Annotated in this window: 13 protein-coding genes, 2 tRNA genes and 1 pseudogene; 8 read left to right on the top strand and 8 right to left on the bottom strand. The window is 62.7% G+C overall.

The window, feature by feature from the left end; translation table 11 throughout:
- Positions 1–180 (bottom strand) — tRNA-Trp (locus ACI8UR_RS11040).
- Positions 181–260: 80 nt separating this feature from the next.
- Here ACI8UR_RS11040 and ACI8UR_RS11035 point away from each other — a divergent pair.
- Positions 261–589, top strand: a pseudogene (locus ACI8UR_RS11035) (2Fe-2S iron-sulfur cluster-binding protein).
- Here the strand turns inward: ACI8UR_RS11035 and ACI8UR_RS11030 are convergent.
- The 5 genes from ACI8UR_RS11030 to ACI8UR_RS11010 all read right to left on the bottom strand — a co-directional run bounded on the left by ACI8UR_RS11030 (position 586) and on the right by ACI8UR_RS11010 (position 4,735).
- A complete protein-coding gene (locus ACI8UR_RS11030) occupies positions 586–669 on the bottom strand; it encodes a DUF5795 family protein (RefSeq protein ID WP_411714464.1) in 84 nt (27 codons plus the stop codon). The pseudogene ACI8UR_RS11035 and the gene ACI8UR_RS11030 sit on opposite strands and share 4 nt — an antisense overlap.
- Positions 670–1,057: 388 nt before the next feature.
- Positions 1,058–2,278 carry a Cdc6/Cdc18 family protein gene (locus tag ACI8UR_RS11025; RefSeq protein WP_411714450.1) on the bottom strand — a complete coding sequence of 407 codons (1,221 nt, stop codon included), beginning with the start codon at positions 2,276–2,278 and terminating at the stop codon, positions 1,058–1,060.
- A 682-nt stretch (positions 2,279–2,960) separates the two neighbouring features.
- A complete protein-coding gene (locus tag ACI8UR_RS11020; protein ID WP_411714449.1) occupies positions 2,961–3,113 on the bottom strand; it encodes a hypothetical protein in 153 nt (50 codons plus the stop codon).
- A 425-nt stretch (positions 3,114–3,538) separates the two neighbouring features.
- Positions 3,539–3,766 (bottom strand): DUF5795 family protein, encoded by a 228-nt coding sequence (locus tag ACI8UR_RS11015; RefSeq protein ID WP_411714448.1) that lies wholly within the window; start codon positions 3,764–3,766, stop codon positions 3,539–3,541.
- A gap of 63 nt (positions 3,767–3,829) precedes the next feature.
- Positions 3,830–4,735: a DUF5794 domain-containing protein gene (locus ACI8UR_RS11010; protein WP_411714447.1), complete on the bottom strand. Its 906-nt coding sequence runs from the start codon at positions 4,733–4,735 to the stop codon at positions 3,830–3,832.
- A 453-nt stretch (positions 4,736–5,188) separates the two neighbouring features.
- Between ACI8UR_RS11010 and guaB the strand changes: the two genes are divergently transcribed.
- The gene (gene guaB, locus ACI8UR_RS11005) at positions 5,189–6,667 is read left to right on the top strand and encodes an IMP dehydrogenase (protein WP_411716335.1); all 1,479 of its coding nucleotides are present in this window, start codon (positions 5,189–5,191) and stop codon (positions 6,665–6,667) included.
- A gap of 294 nt (positions 6,668–6,961) precedes the next feature.
- Here guaB and ACI8UR_RS11000 read toward each other — a convergent pair.
- A tRNA-Lys gene (locus ACI8UR_RS11000) sits at positions 6,962–7,035 on the bottom strand.
- Between the two features lie 123 nt (positions 7,036–7,158).
- Between ACI8UR_RS11000 and ACI8UR_RS10995 the strand changes: the two genes are divergently transcribed.
- Complete coding sequence (locus ACI8UR_RS10995) at positions 7,159–8,613, top strand: DHH family phosphoesterase (protein ID WP_415087871.1); 1,455 nt, start codon at positions 7,159–7,161, stop codon at positions 8,611–8,613.
- Here ACI8UR_RS10995 and ACI8UR_RS10990 read toward each other — a convergent pair.
- Positions 8,610–8,897, bottom strand: a complete 288-nt coding sequence (locus ACI8UR_RS10990) for a PRC-barrel domain-containing protein (protein WP_411716231.1) — start codon at positions 8,895–8,897, stop codon at positions 8,610–8,612. The two genes, ACI8UR_RS10995 and ACI8UR_RS10990, sit on opposite strands and share 4 nt — an antisense overlap.
- Before the next feature lie 144 nt (positions 8,898–9,041).
- Between ACI8UR_RS10990 and trxA the strand changes: the two genes are divergently transcribed.
- The 5 genes from trxA to bioD all read left to right on the top strand — a co-directional run bounded on the left by trxA (position 9,042) and on the right by bioD (position 13,625).
- The gene (gene trxA, locus ACI8UR_RS10985; protein ID WP_411716226.1) at positions 9,042–9,431 is read left to right on the top strand and encodes a thioredoxin; all 390 of its coding nucleotides are present in this window, start codon (positions 9,042–9,044) and stop codon (positions 9,429–9,431) included.
- A gap of 154 nt (positions 9,432–9,585) precedes the next feature.
- Positions 9,586–10,698 carry a biotin synthase BioB gene (gene bioB / locus ACI8UR_RS10980; RefSeq protein ID WP_411716227.1) on the top strand — a complete coding sequence of 371 codons (1,113 nt, stop codon included), beginning with the start codon at positions 9,586–9,588 and terminating at the stop codon, positions 10,696–10,698.
- A 15-nt stretch (positions 10,699–10,713) separates the two neighbouring features.
- Complete coding sequence (locus ACI8UR_RS10975) at positions 10,714–11,742, top strand: transcriptional regulator (protein WP_411716228.1); 1,029 nt, start codon at positions 10,714–10,716, stop codon at positions 11,740–11,742.
- Positions 11,743–12,942, top strand: a complete 1,200-nt coding sequence (locus tag ACI8UR_RS10970) for an aminotransferase class I/II-fold pyridoxal phosphate-dependent enzyme (RefSeq protein ID WP_411716229.1) — start codon at positions 11,743–11,745, stop codon at positions 12,940–12,942.
- The gene (gene bioD / locus ACI8UR_RS10965; protein WP_415087870.1) at positions 12,939–13,625 is read left to right on the top strand and encodes a dethiobiotin synthase; all 687 of its coding nucleotides are present in this window, start codon (positions 12,939–12,941) and stop codon (positions 13,623–13,625) included. The genes ACI8UR_RS10970 and bioD overlap by 4 nt, the downstream gene beginning before the upstream one ends.
- Positions 13,626–13,692: the final 67 nt, after the last annotated feature.

Genomic DNA, 13,692 nt, shown 5'->3' with positions numbered 1-13,692 from the left:
TGGGGACGGAGGGATTTGAACCCCCGATCTACTGATATCTCCGGTATACGCCTCGGTTCTCCAGAGGGTCGTCAACGCGGAGCGATGATCAGTCGTCCGCTCGGTATATCAGTCTGGAGTATCGTCACCGGGCGCGTGGCCTCTGGAGTCAGCCGCCATGCCTGGCTTGGCCACGTCCCCTCGCTTTCCAGTATCTCCGTTTTCCCTAAAGGGGTTTCGATTCCCACGGTCGCTATGATGGGGGCCGCCCAAGCACGCGTATGGACGACGCCGTCCCAGTCACCGTCATCGCCGACGATGGCGAACAGACCATCGAGGTTGCGGAGGGTCGGGTGCTCCGCGATGCGCTGCTGGAACACGGGTTCGACGTCTACGGAAGCATCTCGCGCGTGGCGAACTGCGGCGGGCGAGGATTCGGCAGCACCTGTGGAGTACGAATGGATGCGTCGGATCCGAATCAGGAGCAGTGGCACGACGCGGCCGCCGAACGGTGGGGATCCCCCGGCTCTCGTGTCAAATTCGGGTCGCGGAACCGCTCACCGTCGAGTTAGTCGAGAAGATCGTCTGGGGGCAGTTGCTGCCGGATTAGCGATCCGTTTCGCTCCAGCCGCAGTCCTGGCATTTGTAGCCGGTGACGAACTCCGTGACACCGCTGACGCCAATCGGCAAATCGTCGGGGCCCAGAATGTGGAACGAATCTGGCTTCTGGATCTCGTTGTCACCTGATAAGGCCTCTGTGTGTCGCCTTCTCGAGTCGGCTCAGGGACAGTCTGCAATGCCATTACAGATTCAGAACTCTGTGCCGATTGGCAAAAACCCCGAGCCTCGCTGGCTAAACCCGACAGTTTTGAACTATGTGATATTCCTCTCCAACAGTTTGCGACAGAAGGGTTCCAATGTTGGAAAGGATTTGCCGAGCTGATTTTAACGTGGCAACCAGGTACTCACGATTCAGGTGTGACGAGCTCGGCGAGGCGTTCGAGATTAACTTAACGCCGATCAGCAAGTACACCCCTGTTGGCAAGTGAAACAGCCGTGTCAGAACGTCAAACGTTCGTTAGACGTAGTCGGCGAATTCGTTGTCGCCGAGTGCGTCCCCGAATCTCGTCTTCTCTCGGAGCACGTCCTGGACGATCTCGCTCCGCATCTCGAGTTCGTAGACGTAGCGGTTCCCCCCTCGGGAGCCCTCATTCCGTTCTGTCATTTGGATGAATCCTTTCAATGCGAGATCTCCCAACCGGCGATGAATCGTACGGGACGCCTTCGGTTCCGTGTCGAGGAGCTCCGCCAGTCGTGTGTACACCTCGTAGATCTCCTTCCGACGGACGGGTTCGCGCCCAGCCTCTTGGAGGGCGAGGATCGCGCCCAGGACGACGTGACTCTGGTGAGGCAACTGTTCGAGTTCGTCTTCGATGATGCCACGCTCCACTCGCTCGAACGCGTCCCGGACGTGTTCCTCTCCGATCGTCTCGTCGCCTCGCTTGTTCGCGAGCTCGCCGGCCTTGTAGATGACGTCGAGTGCCTGTCGGGCCGAGCCCGTCTCCTGGGCTGCTAGTGCAGCGACGAGATCGATGACACCGTCTTCGAGTGCCCCATCGACGAAGGCCTTGTCAGCACGTTGCTCGAGGATGGTGCGCAGTTGCGACGCATCATAGGGCGGGAAATGAATCTCGTGCTCTGCCAGCGTCGACTGGACTCGGGCAGAGAGATTGTCACGGAAGGCAAAGTTGTTCGAGATTCCAATCAGACCGGCTGCCGTCTCGGTGACGTTGCCCTCCGAACGGGCGCGCGGGAGCTGATAGAGCAGGCTGTCGTCAGTGCCAAGGGAGTCTACTTCGTCGAGGACGATGAGGACGTGCGTAGCATCTCTGTCGTTGAGCTCGTCCCACAGCTGGCTGAGAATGACGTTGTGGCTGTGTCCAGACTCGCTGAGTTGTTTGTCAACTGGGCGGAACTCGTTAACGAGATCGACAGTCACCTGGTACGACGACTTGTTTTTGCAGTTGATCCAGACGATTTCGAGATCGACATCGTCCGAGTCCTTGAGATCATCCTGGAGCTCGTCGAGTATCATCATCGTCGAGAGCGTCTTCCCGACGCCAGTATCGCCGTAGACGAAGATGTTCCGAGGTTGGGAGCCGCGCGCGACAGGCCTGAGTGCGCTGATATAATCCTCGCGTTCGTCCTCACGAGCTATCAACTCATCAGGCACGTAATCGTCACGCAACGCGTCCTCGTTCGCAAACACTTCTACGTCAAATTCCGAGAAGGCCCCCATAGAAAACAGCGTCGGGTGGGGGGCACATAAAACCACATGACAAGTGTGTCAACTGAGTCGAGTGTATATTCGTACATACCGACTCTCGTGGCCCAGCCTCCCCATGTCGAGGGACACCCCCACCCCGGTTGGCAAGTGTACCCGGTGCGAAAGAGTGGGGGAGGGATGCCCGGAGGATAGCTCCTCGTTGGCACGAACTCGTGCCTCGACACTCGTTGTCGACAACTCGTCTCGCTGTAGCACTCGTTGAGTTGTTTGTGCTTATAATATATAAAATTTCTTATACTTCCGCGGTAGAGAGCCAGCCGTGACAACCTCAGTACCAGCACCGACACCAACGGCACGGAATACCCGCTCAACGTTTCTCGCCACCACATACGGCTTGATCCGGTTGGACGTGTAGGGAGAACGGCCCCCGTCCCTTCGGAACGGCGAAGACACTTGCCAACCGGGGTGTGTGTCCGAAGTCGAGTCCTCTCCAACATCGTTCAACTGCCCCGTCCGAATTGTTGGAGAGGACGACGAACTGCGTGCGACAAATCGGCTACTGTTCGGGGCTACCGAGTCAAGAACGATTGAGGCTTGTCCACGAACTCGTCGACGAGTCTACTCATAGCCGAGGCGCTCCGTTTCTTCGACAGTGGGCTCGGGGAGCCCGCCGAAATCGAGCATGGTATAATTATTATGCGAGGCTCCCAGTACGGGATAGACCCAGGTTGGATTCCTGGAGCAACTCGTCGGCCTCGACGATGCCCACGAGCTCGGCGTGATTCCCATCGACGAAGGCCGAGATGTACACGTCTGCAGCGCCGTGAACTCCGTTTTCCCAAACCATGAGCCACGCGTTCTCGTATTTCGCGTAATTCGAGGTGGAGCCTCTCCTCACGGAGCGAGTGAAGCAAGCGAGTAGGCCGGAGAGGAACCTGACATGGTACAGGGCAATCGGTAAGTTCCACTCCGCTGTACTGCCAGGTAGTGCTGTGCTGGCACAAGTCCCGCGCAGTACGGGCCGCAGTAGCCCGGCCCCGAATGGTGGGTTCACCGACTCCGACGGACGTTCGGTAGGCGGGGCGCAAGAAACGTCCCGTCGCGTCAACTGCGGACGAGAACCACATCAAACCCCCACCCTCAACGAGCGAGGTCTCAGACCGAGCGAAGTAGAGTGGGGTCGGTTACCCCGATTTGGAATCCGTAACTGGCTATATCGATGCTTTGCACTGGCACCAGCAGACTGCCTTATTTCGTCGAGAAGAGGGGCGCTTACTCCGATCCTCGCTCGCTCCAGCCACAATTTTGACATTTGTAGCCGGTGACGAACTCCGTGACGCTCGGCATGTAGCCCACCGAGATGACATCACCACCACAGTTGGGGCACTCCCGGTCGGCATCTTCGATGTCTTCGGCGTCCATGACGGATTCGCCTTCGATGAGTTCGGCGAGCTTCTTGGGCGTCACCATCCGCCCTTCGACGACGCGGTTATCGGCCATACCGATGGACGGAGGCGGAGGCCCCTAAGCCTTTGCAGAACGTCCCGCGACCAAGCACGTGGTCTACAGCCAGGGTGCTCTGTCGCCGTCAGAGACACCGGGCGATCCGCGTTCGTCATCGGCATCTTCCTCGTCGACGGACTCGATAGCGTCTTCTGCGTCCTCGAAGGGGTCTTCTGCCGCGCCGCCATCCGTCGCGTGCGTCGCGCCGGGCGCCGGCTGCTCGCCAGTCGTCTCGGCGCCGTCGGGGTTGAACGCGAGGAGGCCGGTCACCGCGAGCACGGCGAGGGCCAGCGGGGCGTTCGAGGGGATGAGACCCAGGATGGTCAGCGGGAGGACACCGAGGGCGACCGCGCTCCCGAAGCGGAAGCGGTCGATGTCGACGTTACCGCGGAGCCACGGTGCGAACACCGCGACTGACAGCGCGAAGCCGACACCAACGACGGCCGCGCCCGTCCCGTAGAGGACGTACATCGGCTCGGCGACGAAGCCGAACTCGAACCCGCTCGGCCGGAAGCTCGCGACCAGCCCGAGCCCGATGATGACGCTCGGGCTGGGGAGATACTCCCCGATGGTCGCGCTCGCGGTTTTCGCCGCGATTGAGAGGATGACCAAGGCCGCGAACCGCTCGAAGACGTACATGTCCAGCACGGATTCGATGGTCGGGGCGATGGCTGCCTGGAGGGCCGCAAACGGGATGACGAGCGCGCCGACCAGCAAGACGTTCTTGATCTGATCGGCACGGGTGCCTTCCATCTCGGCGAGAACGACCGCGAGGGTCGCGCTCCCACCGAAGATGAGGAGGCCGACCTCAACCATCCCGAGGATGGAGGAGACGGCGCCAGCGAGGATGAGGGCCGTGAAGATGCCATCGAGCAGCGGCAGCGCCATGACGGTGGCGAGCAGCCGCGTGCCTTCACCGACCTGCCGCTCAAGGCGTAAGGCGATCGGGTGTCGTGAGGCGCTCATTCGTCAGGCTGAATGCCCCTCACCGTAGGGTCGGTATTGCTCACCACGATGCCCTCTCGACGGCCCGGTGGAGGTTCGACCAGTGGTGAGTTTCTCCGCTTTATTTGTCCACATCGCGAATGTAAAGTTGATGCCGGCGTCGAAGGCGGTTGCTCCGGCGGTACGCTGTGCGATGGGACTAGCGGAGTCCATACATCAAGTAACAGTTGACTGAAGCATAAGTGTTGCGTGGGTGTTGTCCCCACGGGGCTGACGCACACCCACAAGCGAGACAAATCAATGGACGAAACACCCCGAACGGTGTTCCCATGCTGACGAACGTCCACATTCGGTTCCAAGCCGACACATTCCACCACTGATGTCTCCCGTTGCTCGGAGGGCACGGCATGCAGTTACATGGCGTGCTATGTACGTTCTCGCAACGCTTTTGGGCGGGGGAACACGACGGTTTACATGGCGAGCGACGAGCCCTTCTCAGAGAAACTCCGTGTACCCGAGGCGCTGACGTTCGACGACGTGTTACTACGTCCCAAGGAGAGCCGTGTCGAGCCCGACGATGCCGACATGTCGACCCGCGTGTCGACGAACGTTACCCTCAACATCCCCGTCCTATCAGCGGCGATGGACACCGTCACCGAAGCCGACCTGGCCATCGAGATGGCCCGTCAGGGTGGCCTCGGTGTCCTCCACCGGAACATGTCCACCGCAGAGATGGCCGAACAGATTGAGGACATCAAACGCGCCGACGAACTCATCATCCGCGACGTCGTCACGGCCTCCTCCGACCAGACCGTTCGGGAAGTTGATCGGATGATGGAACAGGAGGGCGTCTCCGGCGCCCCCGTCGTCGACGAGGACGACACCGTTCTCGGTATCATCTCGGGCACCGACATCCGGCCGTACCTCGAAGTCGGCGAGTACGACGAGGTTCGTGAGGCGATGACCGACGAGGTCGTCACCGCCCGCGAGGACGTCACCGCCCGCGATGCGCTCGAACTCATGTACGAGCACAAAATCGAGCGCGTCCCCATCGTCGACGAGGACAACCGCCTGATGGGTCTGGTCACGATGGCGGGCGTCCTCGCCCGCCGGGAGTACGACAACGCGGCTCGCGCCGAAGACGGTTCTCTCGTCGTCGGCGCCGCTGTCGGCCCCTTCGAAGCTGACCGTGCAGAGGCCGCGGATAAAGCCGGCGTGGATATCGTCTTTATCGACTGTGCGCACGCGCACAACCTCGACGTCATCGATTCCGCTCGCCAAATCACAGCAGACGTCGACGCCGATGTGGTCGTCGGCAACGTCGGCACCCGAGAGGCCGCCGAGGCCATTGTCGACTTCGCCGACGGCATCAAGGTCGGTATCGGCCCCGGCTCCATCTGTACGACCCGCGTCGTCTCCGGCTCCGGAATGCCGCAGATCACCGCTGTCGCCGAGGTCGCGGACGTCGCAAGCCAGCACGATGTGCCCGTCATCGCCGACGGTGGAATCCGGTACTCCGGCGACGCCATCAAGGCCATTGCGGCCGGCGCCGACGCCGTCATGCTCGGCTCGTTCTTCGCCGGCACCGACGAGGCACCGGGCCGCATCATCACGATGAACGGCAAACGCTACAAGCAGTACCGCGGCATGGGTTCCGTCGGCGCGATGAACGACGGCGGTGGCGAACGCTACCTCAAAGAGGAAGAGGAAGACGAGGAGTTCGTCCCCGAGGGCGTCGAAGCCGCGACCCCCTACAAGGGGCCGCTGTCCTCGGAGCTCCACCAGCTCGTCGGCGGGATGCAGTCCGGCATGGGGTACGTCGGCGCCGAGACGATTCCGGGGTTCAAGGAACGCTCGGAGTTCGTCCGCGTTTCCTCGGCCGGCCAGACCGAGAGCCACGCCCACGACGTCGTCATCACTGACGAAGCGCCGAACTACAGTCCCGATAACTAAGCGTAGCTGTGCGGCAAACAACCCACCGCAGTGCTTGCAGACGTGTGTCAGCTTCTCAGAAATATAAAATGAATTACAAAATTTTCCCACGCTCCAGCACTAACTGGCGATTTTCGGAGCAGAGTTCATGAAAAAGCGGGCCGAGGGGGATTTGAACCGGGCGGAGACGTTCCTGCTCGCTTCGCTGCGCGGGCTGCGTCTCCTCGGGTTCAAATCCGGGGCCGCTTTGCTCGGCGCGTTGATCGAGAAGCGCCTCGCAGTGCTCGGCGCTTCTCGGGTTGCTCCTCACAAAAGCGGGCCGAGGGGGATTTGAACCCCCGACCGTCTGGTTAAGAGCCAGACGCTCTCCCTGGCTGAGCTATCGGCCCTGCGAATTTACGTAACCGTGGTTGCCTCAAATAGGTTGCGTTCCCCGGTTGCATGGGCACGTCGTCCCACGGTTCGGACAGTACGGGCCAATTAAGTGTATCCCGACCCTCGGCACGGCTATCATGAGCAGCGCCATCTCGATGGCATCGATGTCGACGTACGCCATTCTCGGGTGCGGCAGCGTCGGCCACGCCGTCGCCGAAGAACTCGTCGAGGAGGGCAAAGACGTCCTTATTCTCGACCGCGACGAGGGCCGCGTTGAGGCGCTCCGCGACCAGGATCTCGACGCCCGAACCGCCGACATCGAAGACGAGGCGGCCGCGGAAGCCGTCGCCGACCGCGACGTCATCCTCATCCTCTCGCCCGACGTCGAGGCGAACAAAGCCGCCGTCGAAAACATCCGCGCACGCGCCAACGAGAAGTTCATCATCGTCCGCGCGTCCGACCCCGTCACCGCCGACGAGCTGAAACAGAAAGGCGCCGACGTCGTCATCAACCCCTCGGCCGTCATCGCGGATTCGGCGCTGCGCGCGCTCGAACAGGGCGAACTCGAATACAAAGCCTCCCAGCTCGCCGACGTGCTCGATACGGGTGAGTCGCTTGCGATTCTCGCCCACCGCTCGCCCGGCCCCGACTCCATCGCCTCGGCTGTCGCACTCAAGGCTATCGCCGAAGCACGCGACATCGAGGCTGACATCCTCTATGAGGGTGAGATTGGCCACCAGGAGAACCGAGCGTTCGTCAATCTGCTCGGCATCGAGCTGACGCCGCTTGCCGACGCCGACCTCAGCGGGTACGACAATCTCGCGTTGGTCGACTGTGCGAAATCGACCGAGCCGGTCGTCGAGGAGAACGTCGACATATTCATCGACCACTTCGAACCCGAGGTGGAGTACGACGCTGGCTTCACCGACATCAGGCCGAACGTCTCCTCCACGTCGACGATTCTCACAAAGTACGTCCAGGAGTTCGACATCAGCCTGCCTGAGGAGGTCGCAACGGCGCTTTTGTACGGTATCCGTGCCGAAACGCTGGATTTCAAACGCGACACGACGCCCGCAGACCTGACCGCCGCGGCGTACCTGTACCCCTTCGCAGACCACGACACGCTCGAACAGGTCGAATCGCCGTCGATGAGCCCCGAAACGCTCGACGTGCTCGCAGAAGCCATCCGAAATCGCGAGGTCAAGGGGTCACACCTCGTCTCGAACGCCGGCTTCATCCGCGACCGGGACGCTCTCTCGCAGGCCGCCCAACACCTCCTCAATCTCGAAGGGATTACCACCTCGGCGGTGTTCGCAATCGCTGACGACACCATCTACCTCGCGGCACGGTCGAAGGACATCCGGATGAACATCGGAAACGTCCTGCAGGACGCCTTCGGCGAAATCGGCGAGGTCGTCGGCCACTCGACGGACGCCTCCGCGGAGATTCCGCTCGGCATCTTCACCGGTCTCGAGATAACGGGCGACAATCGGGAAACCCTGCTCCAGCTCACCGAGCAAGCGGTTCGCTCGAAACTGTTCCAGGCGATGGGCGTCGAGGGCAGCAGCGGCGAGAGTTCGAACGGGAGTTAGGCTGGCGCTTCTTCCGTTTCGGGGTCGCGAAGCCGTTCGACGATGTCGTTGACGAGCACGATATCGCCTACCGCTCGAACCCACCGATACGGGATGATGACGCCTTTCGAGTCCTCGATACGGGAATCGAAGAGGTCGTGATTGACCGTTCCCAAGGCGAGCCCGGTGACGACCTCTTGATCGAGGTCGAGTCGGATGTCCTCGACCTCACCGACGAACACACCGTTGTTCGAGTACACCTCTCGACCGACCAGTGACGTGATCTCCTGCGGGACAGACTCCATCTCCATAGCGGCCGGTGGAGTGGGCTCCCCTTAACTGTTGGCGGTACTACCGAAGCCGGCGTTCACGGCACCGAATCGACACGCCGTGTACAGGCGGCACAACTCCCCAAAGGAATTAACCCCGAACACGCGCTACAAAGCGATATGAGCGACGCAGAAGATATCGACGACATCCGCGAACAGAAAAAAGAGAAACTGGCCGAAAGCGTGGGGTCACCGGGCGAACCCATCCACGTCGACAGCGAGGCGCACCTCGAAGAAATCCTCGAGGACAGCCACCTCGTGCTCGTGGATTTCTACGCCGACTGGTGTGGCCCGTGTAAGATGCTCGAACCGACCGTCGAGGAAATCGCTGCCGAGACCGACGCAGCGGTCGCAAAGGTCGACATCGACGCGCTCCAGAACCTCGCCCGCGAGTACCAGGTGCAGGGTGTGCCCACGCTGTACCTCTTCGCGGACGGCGAAGTCGCAGACCGCATGGTCGGCGTCCAGGACAAGGGAACGCTCGTCAAGAAGATCGAAGCCAACGCCTGAGCGGCGTCTACTCGTAAACTCCGCATCGGCGTTAGGTTTACAATCACGTCTCTCGTTTTTGATGTCGTCCGAGCCCCAGTAATCGGTAGCTGCTGCGCTCGATAAATTCAGAATGCCCGGTAGATTTATTGCTTAGTCAACTGCGTTGGCTAGCGTGGTTTACGAGACTGGTAACCAAACGGTAGACGACGCGGTTCGGCGGGTGCTCGACGGCGAGACCCTCGACCGAACCGATGGGCTGGCGCTCATCGCCCAGCCTGCTGATGCGTTGGCGGCGGGCGCCGACCTCGTGCGTCGGGAGTTCTCCGATGGCACGGTCGACGCCTGCAGTATCGTCAATGCGAAGGCGGGCGATTGCGCCGAAGACTGCGGCTTCTGTGCCCAGTCGGCCCACTTCGACACCGGCATCGACACCTACGGCTTCCTCGGGCCGGAGAAGGTGCTCGAAGCCGCGAAACGAGCCGAAGCCGACGGCGCACAGCGGTTCGGCATCGTCGTCGCCGAGAAAGGCGTCTCGAAGGAACACCGCCCCGACGAGTGGAACGAGATCGTCGAGGCGATCCGACTCGTTCGCGACGAAACCGATATCGAAGTCGACGCATCCCTTGGATTGTTGACCCGGGAAGAGGCCGACGAACTCGCGTCCGAGGGCCTCAACCATTACAATCACAACATCGAGACCTCACGGCGCTACTTCCCGGAGGTCGTGGGCACCCACGACTTCGATGACCGGCTGAAGACGCTCCGTCGCGCGAAAAATGCCGGCATGGATCTCTGCGCCGGCGTCATCCTCGGGATGGGCGAGTCCCCGACTGACCGCGTGGACGCCGCCATCGAACTCCAAGGCATCGGCATCTCCTCGCTGCCGATCAACATCCTCAACCCCGTCGCCGGCACGCCGATGGGTGACCGCGACCACGCAGCCATCTCGAAGCCGGAGGTTCTCAAAACCATCGCCGTCTACCGGCTGCTCCATCCCGAATCTCGGGTGCGCCTGACGGGCGGCCGCGAGGTCAATCTCGCGCCGGACGAACAGCACCTCCCCTTCGAGGCCGGCGCCGACGGCATCCTGACGGGGGATTATCTCACGACCGAGGGGCAAGACCCCGGCGACGACATCGAAATCATGGAGCGGGCCGGCCTGGAGCCGAACCGCGCGGTCAACGAGTTCGACCCCGAGGCAGTGAAAGCGAAGCACCGCGACACCGACCCCGACACCGCTGTCGGGACGGCGACGAGTAACGCAACGACCGAACTGGACGACTGAGCTCGATTCAACACAATGGACGACATCAACTTCGCAGTTCTCGGAACTGGTGGCATCGGCCGACGAGCGCTCGACTATTCGACGAAGAAGGACAGCCTCACGCCTGTCGCGGCGTGTGACCGCAACGGCGTCGCCGTCGACCACGACGGCCTCGACGTGGACGAACTGCTCGCGGCGACGGAAGGCAACATCGCGAGCGACGGGGGCGCCGTCGCCGTAAAACAATCAGGACAGCAGAAAGGCGTCGCGGCCTCCACACAGGCCCAGCCGACGGAAACGCCAATCGACGACATCATCGCCGAATCCGACACCATCGACGCCGTTCTCATCGCCCTGCCGAACCTTGAGCACGACTTCATTCCACGAGTCGCCGACCGCTTCGCCGAGGCCGACTACGAAGGCGTCCTCGTGGACGTGCTCAAACGCTCCCGCGTCATCGGAATGCTTGATGACCGCGCCGAGATGCTCGAAGACTCCGGCATCACCTTCGTCTGCGGCGCCGGCGCAACGCCCGGCTTTCTGACCGGCGCCGCGGCGCTGGCCGCCCAGTCGTTCGTCGAAATCGAGGAAGTCGAAATCTGGTGGGGCGTCGGCCTCAAGTCGGGCTACGAGGACAATCGTGGCACCGTCCGCGAGGATATCGCCCATCTCGACGGCTACGACATCGAAACGGCCCGCGACCTCTCCGATGCGGAGATCGAGGCCATCATCGAGGAACACGACGGTCGAATCGAGTTCAACGACATGGAACACGCCGATGACGTCCTGTTGGAGCGTGCCGGCATCTGCGATGCCGAAGACGTCACCGTCGGGGGCATCCTCGACGTCCGCTCCGACGAGAAGCCGACGACGACGACCGTCAGCGTCACCGGCCGGACGTTCGATGGCGAGGTCGGCACCAACACGTTCCAGCTCGACGACAACACGAGCATGGAGGCGAACGTCAACGGGCCGGCGCTCGGCTACCTGAAGGCCGGCGTCCGGCGGAACCGGGCCGGCGAATACGGCGTCTTCGGCCCGGCCGACCTCATGCCCGGCTTCTGAATGTCGCTGCAGCACGCCCACGGTTTCGACCTCGAAGCCCGCCTCCGGGAGCGGGAACGCGCCGGCCTCCGGCGCGACCTCGCGCCTGTCGATAGCGTGGCTGCTCGCGCCCGCGTCGCTGCCGACCCGAAAGACGACCAGCCAACCTTCGGCGACGAACAGCTCGTGTTCGCCGCGAACAACTATCTCGGACTGGCCGGCGACGAACGAGTCGCCGAGGCAGCGGCACGCGCGGCCGCCGACATCGGCACCGGCGCCGGCGCATCCCGACTCGTTGTCGGCGACACGCCGGCCCACCGCTCTCTTGAGCGACGGCTCGCCGAAGAGAAGAACACCGAACGCGCGCTCGCGTTCTCGTCCGGCTATGCGGCGAACGTCGGCACCATCACCGCGCTCGACCCGGACGTCATCTTCTCGGACGAACTGAACCATGCGAGCATTGTCGACGGCTCGCAGCTCTCCGGGGGCGATGTCGAGGTGTACGACCACTGTGACGCCGACGCGCTCGCGGAAGCGATGGCGGATCGTGACACGAACGCGAGCCACGACGAATCCTGGCTCGTCGTCACGGATTCGGTGTTCTCGATGGATGGCGACGTCGCGCCGCTGGAAGCCATCTGTGACGTGGCCGATGAGTTCGGAGCCTGGGTGATGGTCGACGAAGCCCACGCGACTGGCGTGTACGACGGCGGTATCGTCGGTGAGCGTGGCCTGGAGCACCGCGTCGACGTGCAGTTGGGCACGCTGTCGAAGGCGCTTGGCGCCCAGGGCGGCTTCATTGCGGGCGATGAGGTGCTTATCGAACACCTGCTCAACGTCGCACGCTCGTTCGTCTTCTCGACGGGGCTTGCGCCGCCGGCTGCCGCGGCCGCCGAACGCGCACTCGACCTCGCCCCCGAACAACGCGACCACCTCTGGCGGAACGTCGACCGGCTCCGCGAGGGCCTCGAAACGATGGGGTACGATGTCTGGGGCGATACCCACATCCTCCCTATCGTCGTCGGTGACCGGGCGGACGCGGTCGCACTCGATGAACGACTCCGCGAGGCGGGCCTCATCGCGCCTGCTATCCGCCCGCCGACCGTCCCCGAAGGAACGAGTCGCATCCGCCTTGCGCCGCAGGCGACCCACACCGACGCGGACATCGACCGCTGTCTCGCAGCCTTCGAAGCCGCCGGCGAGGAGGTCGGATTGCTATGAGTGGCCACCTCGCCGTCGTCGGCACCGACACGGGCATCGGCAAGACCGTCGTCACCGCCGCGCTGGTCGCGCGAGTCCGGGAACGTGGCGTCGGTGCACGGGCGATCAAGCCAGCACAGACCGGCTATCCAGAGGACGACGACGCCGCGTTCGTCAGCGAGGCGTGCGGTGAGTCGACCGCAGCGAAAAGGCTCCGGACGTTCGGGGAACCGCTCGCACCGGCGGTCGCAGCACGGCGTGCCGACGAGCCGATCTCCTACGACAGCCTCCTCGCCGACACACGAGCGGCGCTCGACGAAAGCGAGATGGGCATTGTCGAAGGTGCAGGCGGCCTCCGCGTGCCGCTCTCGAACGACCCGCGGAAGGATATCGTCGACCTCGTCGCTGACCTCGACGTTCCTGCCCTCGTCGTCGCCCGTTCCGGGCTGGGGACGCTGAACCATTCTGCACTCACCGCCGAGGCGCTCCGGCGGCGCGGCGTTCCGGTGCTCGGCGTCGTGCTCAACCGCTATACGGCCGCCTCCGTCGCCGAGCGTAGCAATCCCGACGAACTCGAACGGATGACCGATAGACCGGTCTGGACGCTCCCGGAAGTCGAACTCGAAACACCGGCCGACGTGGAGAAACTGACTGACGAACTGCCGCCGCTGCACAGACAAATGGGGGAGGAACCCCCTGTGTGACACTACGGAGCCGAAAGGCTCCACCTCCCGTTTTCTGCGGCAGCAGCATAATTCTGTGGTCGGTTCG

It is taken from the genome of Natronomonas sp., assembly GCF_047616845.1.
Classification (GTDB): Archaea; Halobacteriota; Halobacteria; order Halobacteriales; family Haloarculaceae; genus Natronomonas.
Note: the sequence above shows the minus strand (reverse complement) of the source record. Positions and strands in the feature narration are given on the sequence as shown.

What these genes read in the sequence shown, in the direction of transcription:
- trxA (WP_411716226.1), top strand. Translation starts at nt 9,042, where the DNA reads ATGAGCGACGCAGAAGATATCGACGACATCCGCGAACAGAAAAAAGAG.
- ACI8UR_RS10995 (WP_415087871.1), top strand. Translation starts at nt 7,159, where the DNA reads ATGAGCAGCGCCATCTCGATGGCATCGATGTCGACGTACGCCATTCTC.
- bioD (WP_415087870.1), top strand. Translation starts at nt 12,939, where the DNA reads ATGAGTGGCCACCTCGCCGTCGTCGGCACCGACACGGGCATCGGCAAG.
- ACI8UR_RS10970 (WP_411716229.1), top strand. Translation starts at nt 11,743, where the DNA reads ATGTCGCTGCAGCACGCCCACGGTTTCGACCTCGAAGCCCGCCTCCGG.
- ACI8UR_RS11025 (WP_411714450.1), bottom strand. Translation starts at nt 2,278, where the DNA reads ATGGGGGCCTTCTCGGAATTTGACGTAGAAGTGTTTGCGAACGAGGAC.
- guaB (WP_411716335.1), top strand. Translation starts at nt 5,189, where the DNA reads ATGGCGAGCGACGAGCCCTTCTCAGAGAAACTCCGTGTACCCGAGGCG.
- ACI8UR_RS11020 (WP_411714449.1), bottom strand. Translation starts at nt 3,113, where the DNA reads ATGGTTTGGGAAAACGGAGTTCACGGCGCTGCAGACGTGTACATCTCG.
- ACI8UR_RS10975 (WP_411716228.1), top strand. Translation starts at nt 10,714, where the DNA reads ATGGACGACATCAACTTCGCAGTTCTCGGAACTGGTGGCATCGGCCGA.
- ACI8UR_RS11015 (WP_411714448.1), bottom strand. Translation starts at nt 3,766, where the DNA reads ATGGCCGATAACCGCGTCGTCGAAGGGCGGATGGTGACGCCCAAGAAG.
- ACI8UR_RS11010 (WP_411714447.1), bottom strand. Translation starts at nt 4,735, where the DNA reads ATGAGCGCCTCACGACACCCGATCGCCTTACGCCTTGAGCGGCAGGTC.
- ACI8UR_RS10990 (WP_411716231.1), bottom strand. Translation starts at nt 8,897, where the DNA reads ATGGAGTCTGTCCCGCAGGAGATCACGTCACTGGTCGGTCGAGAGGTG.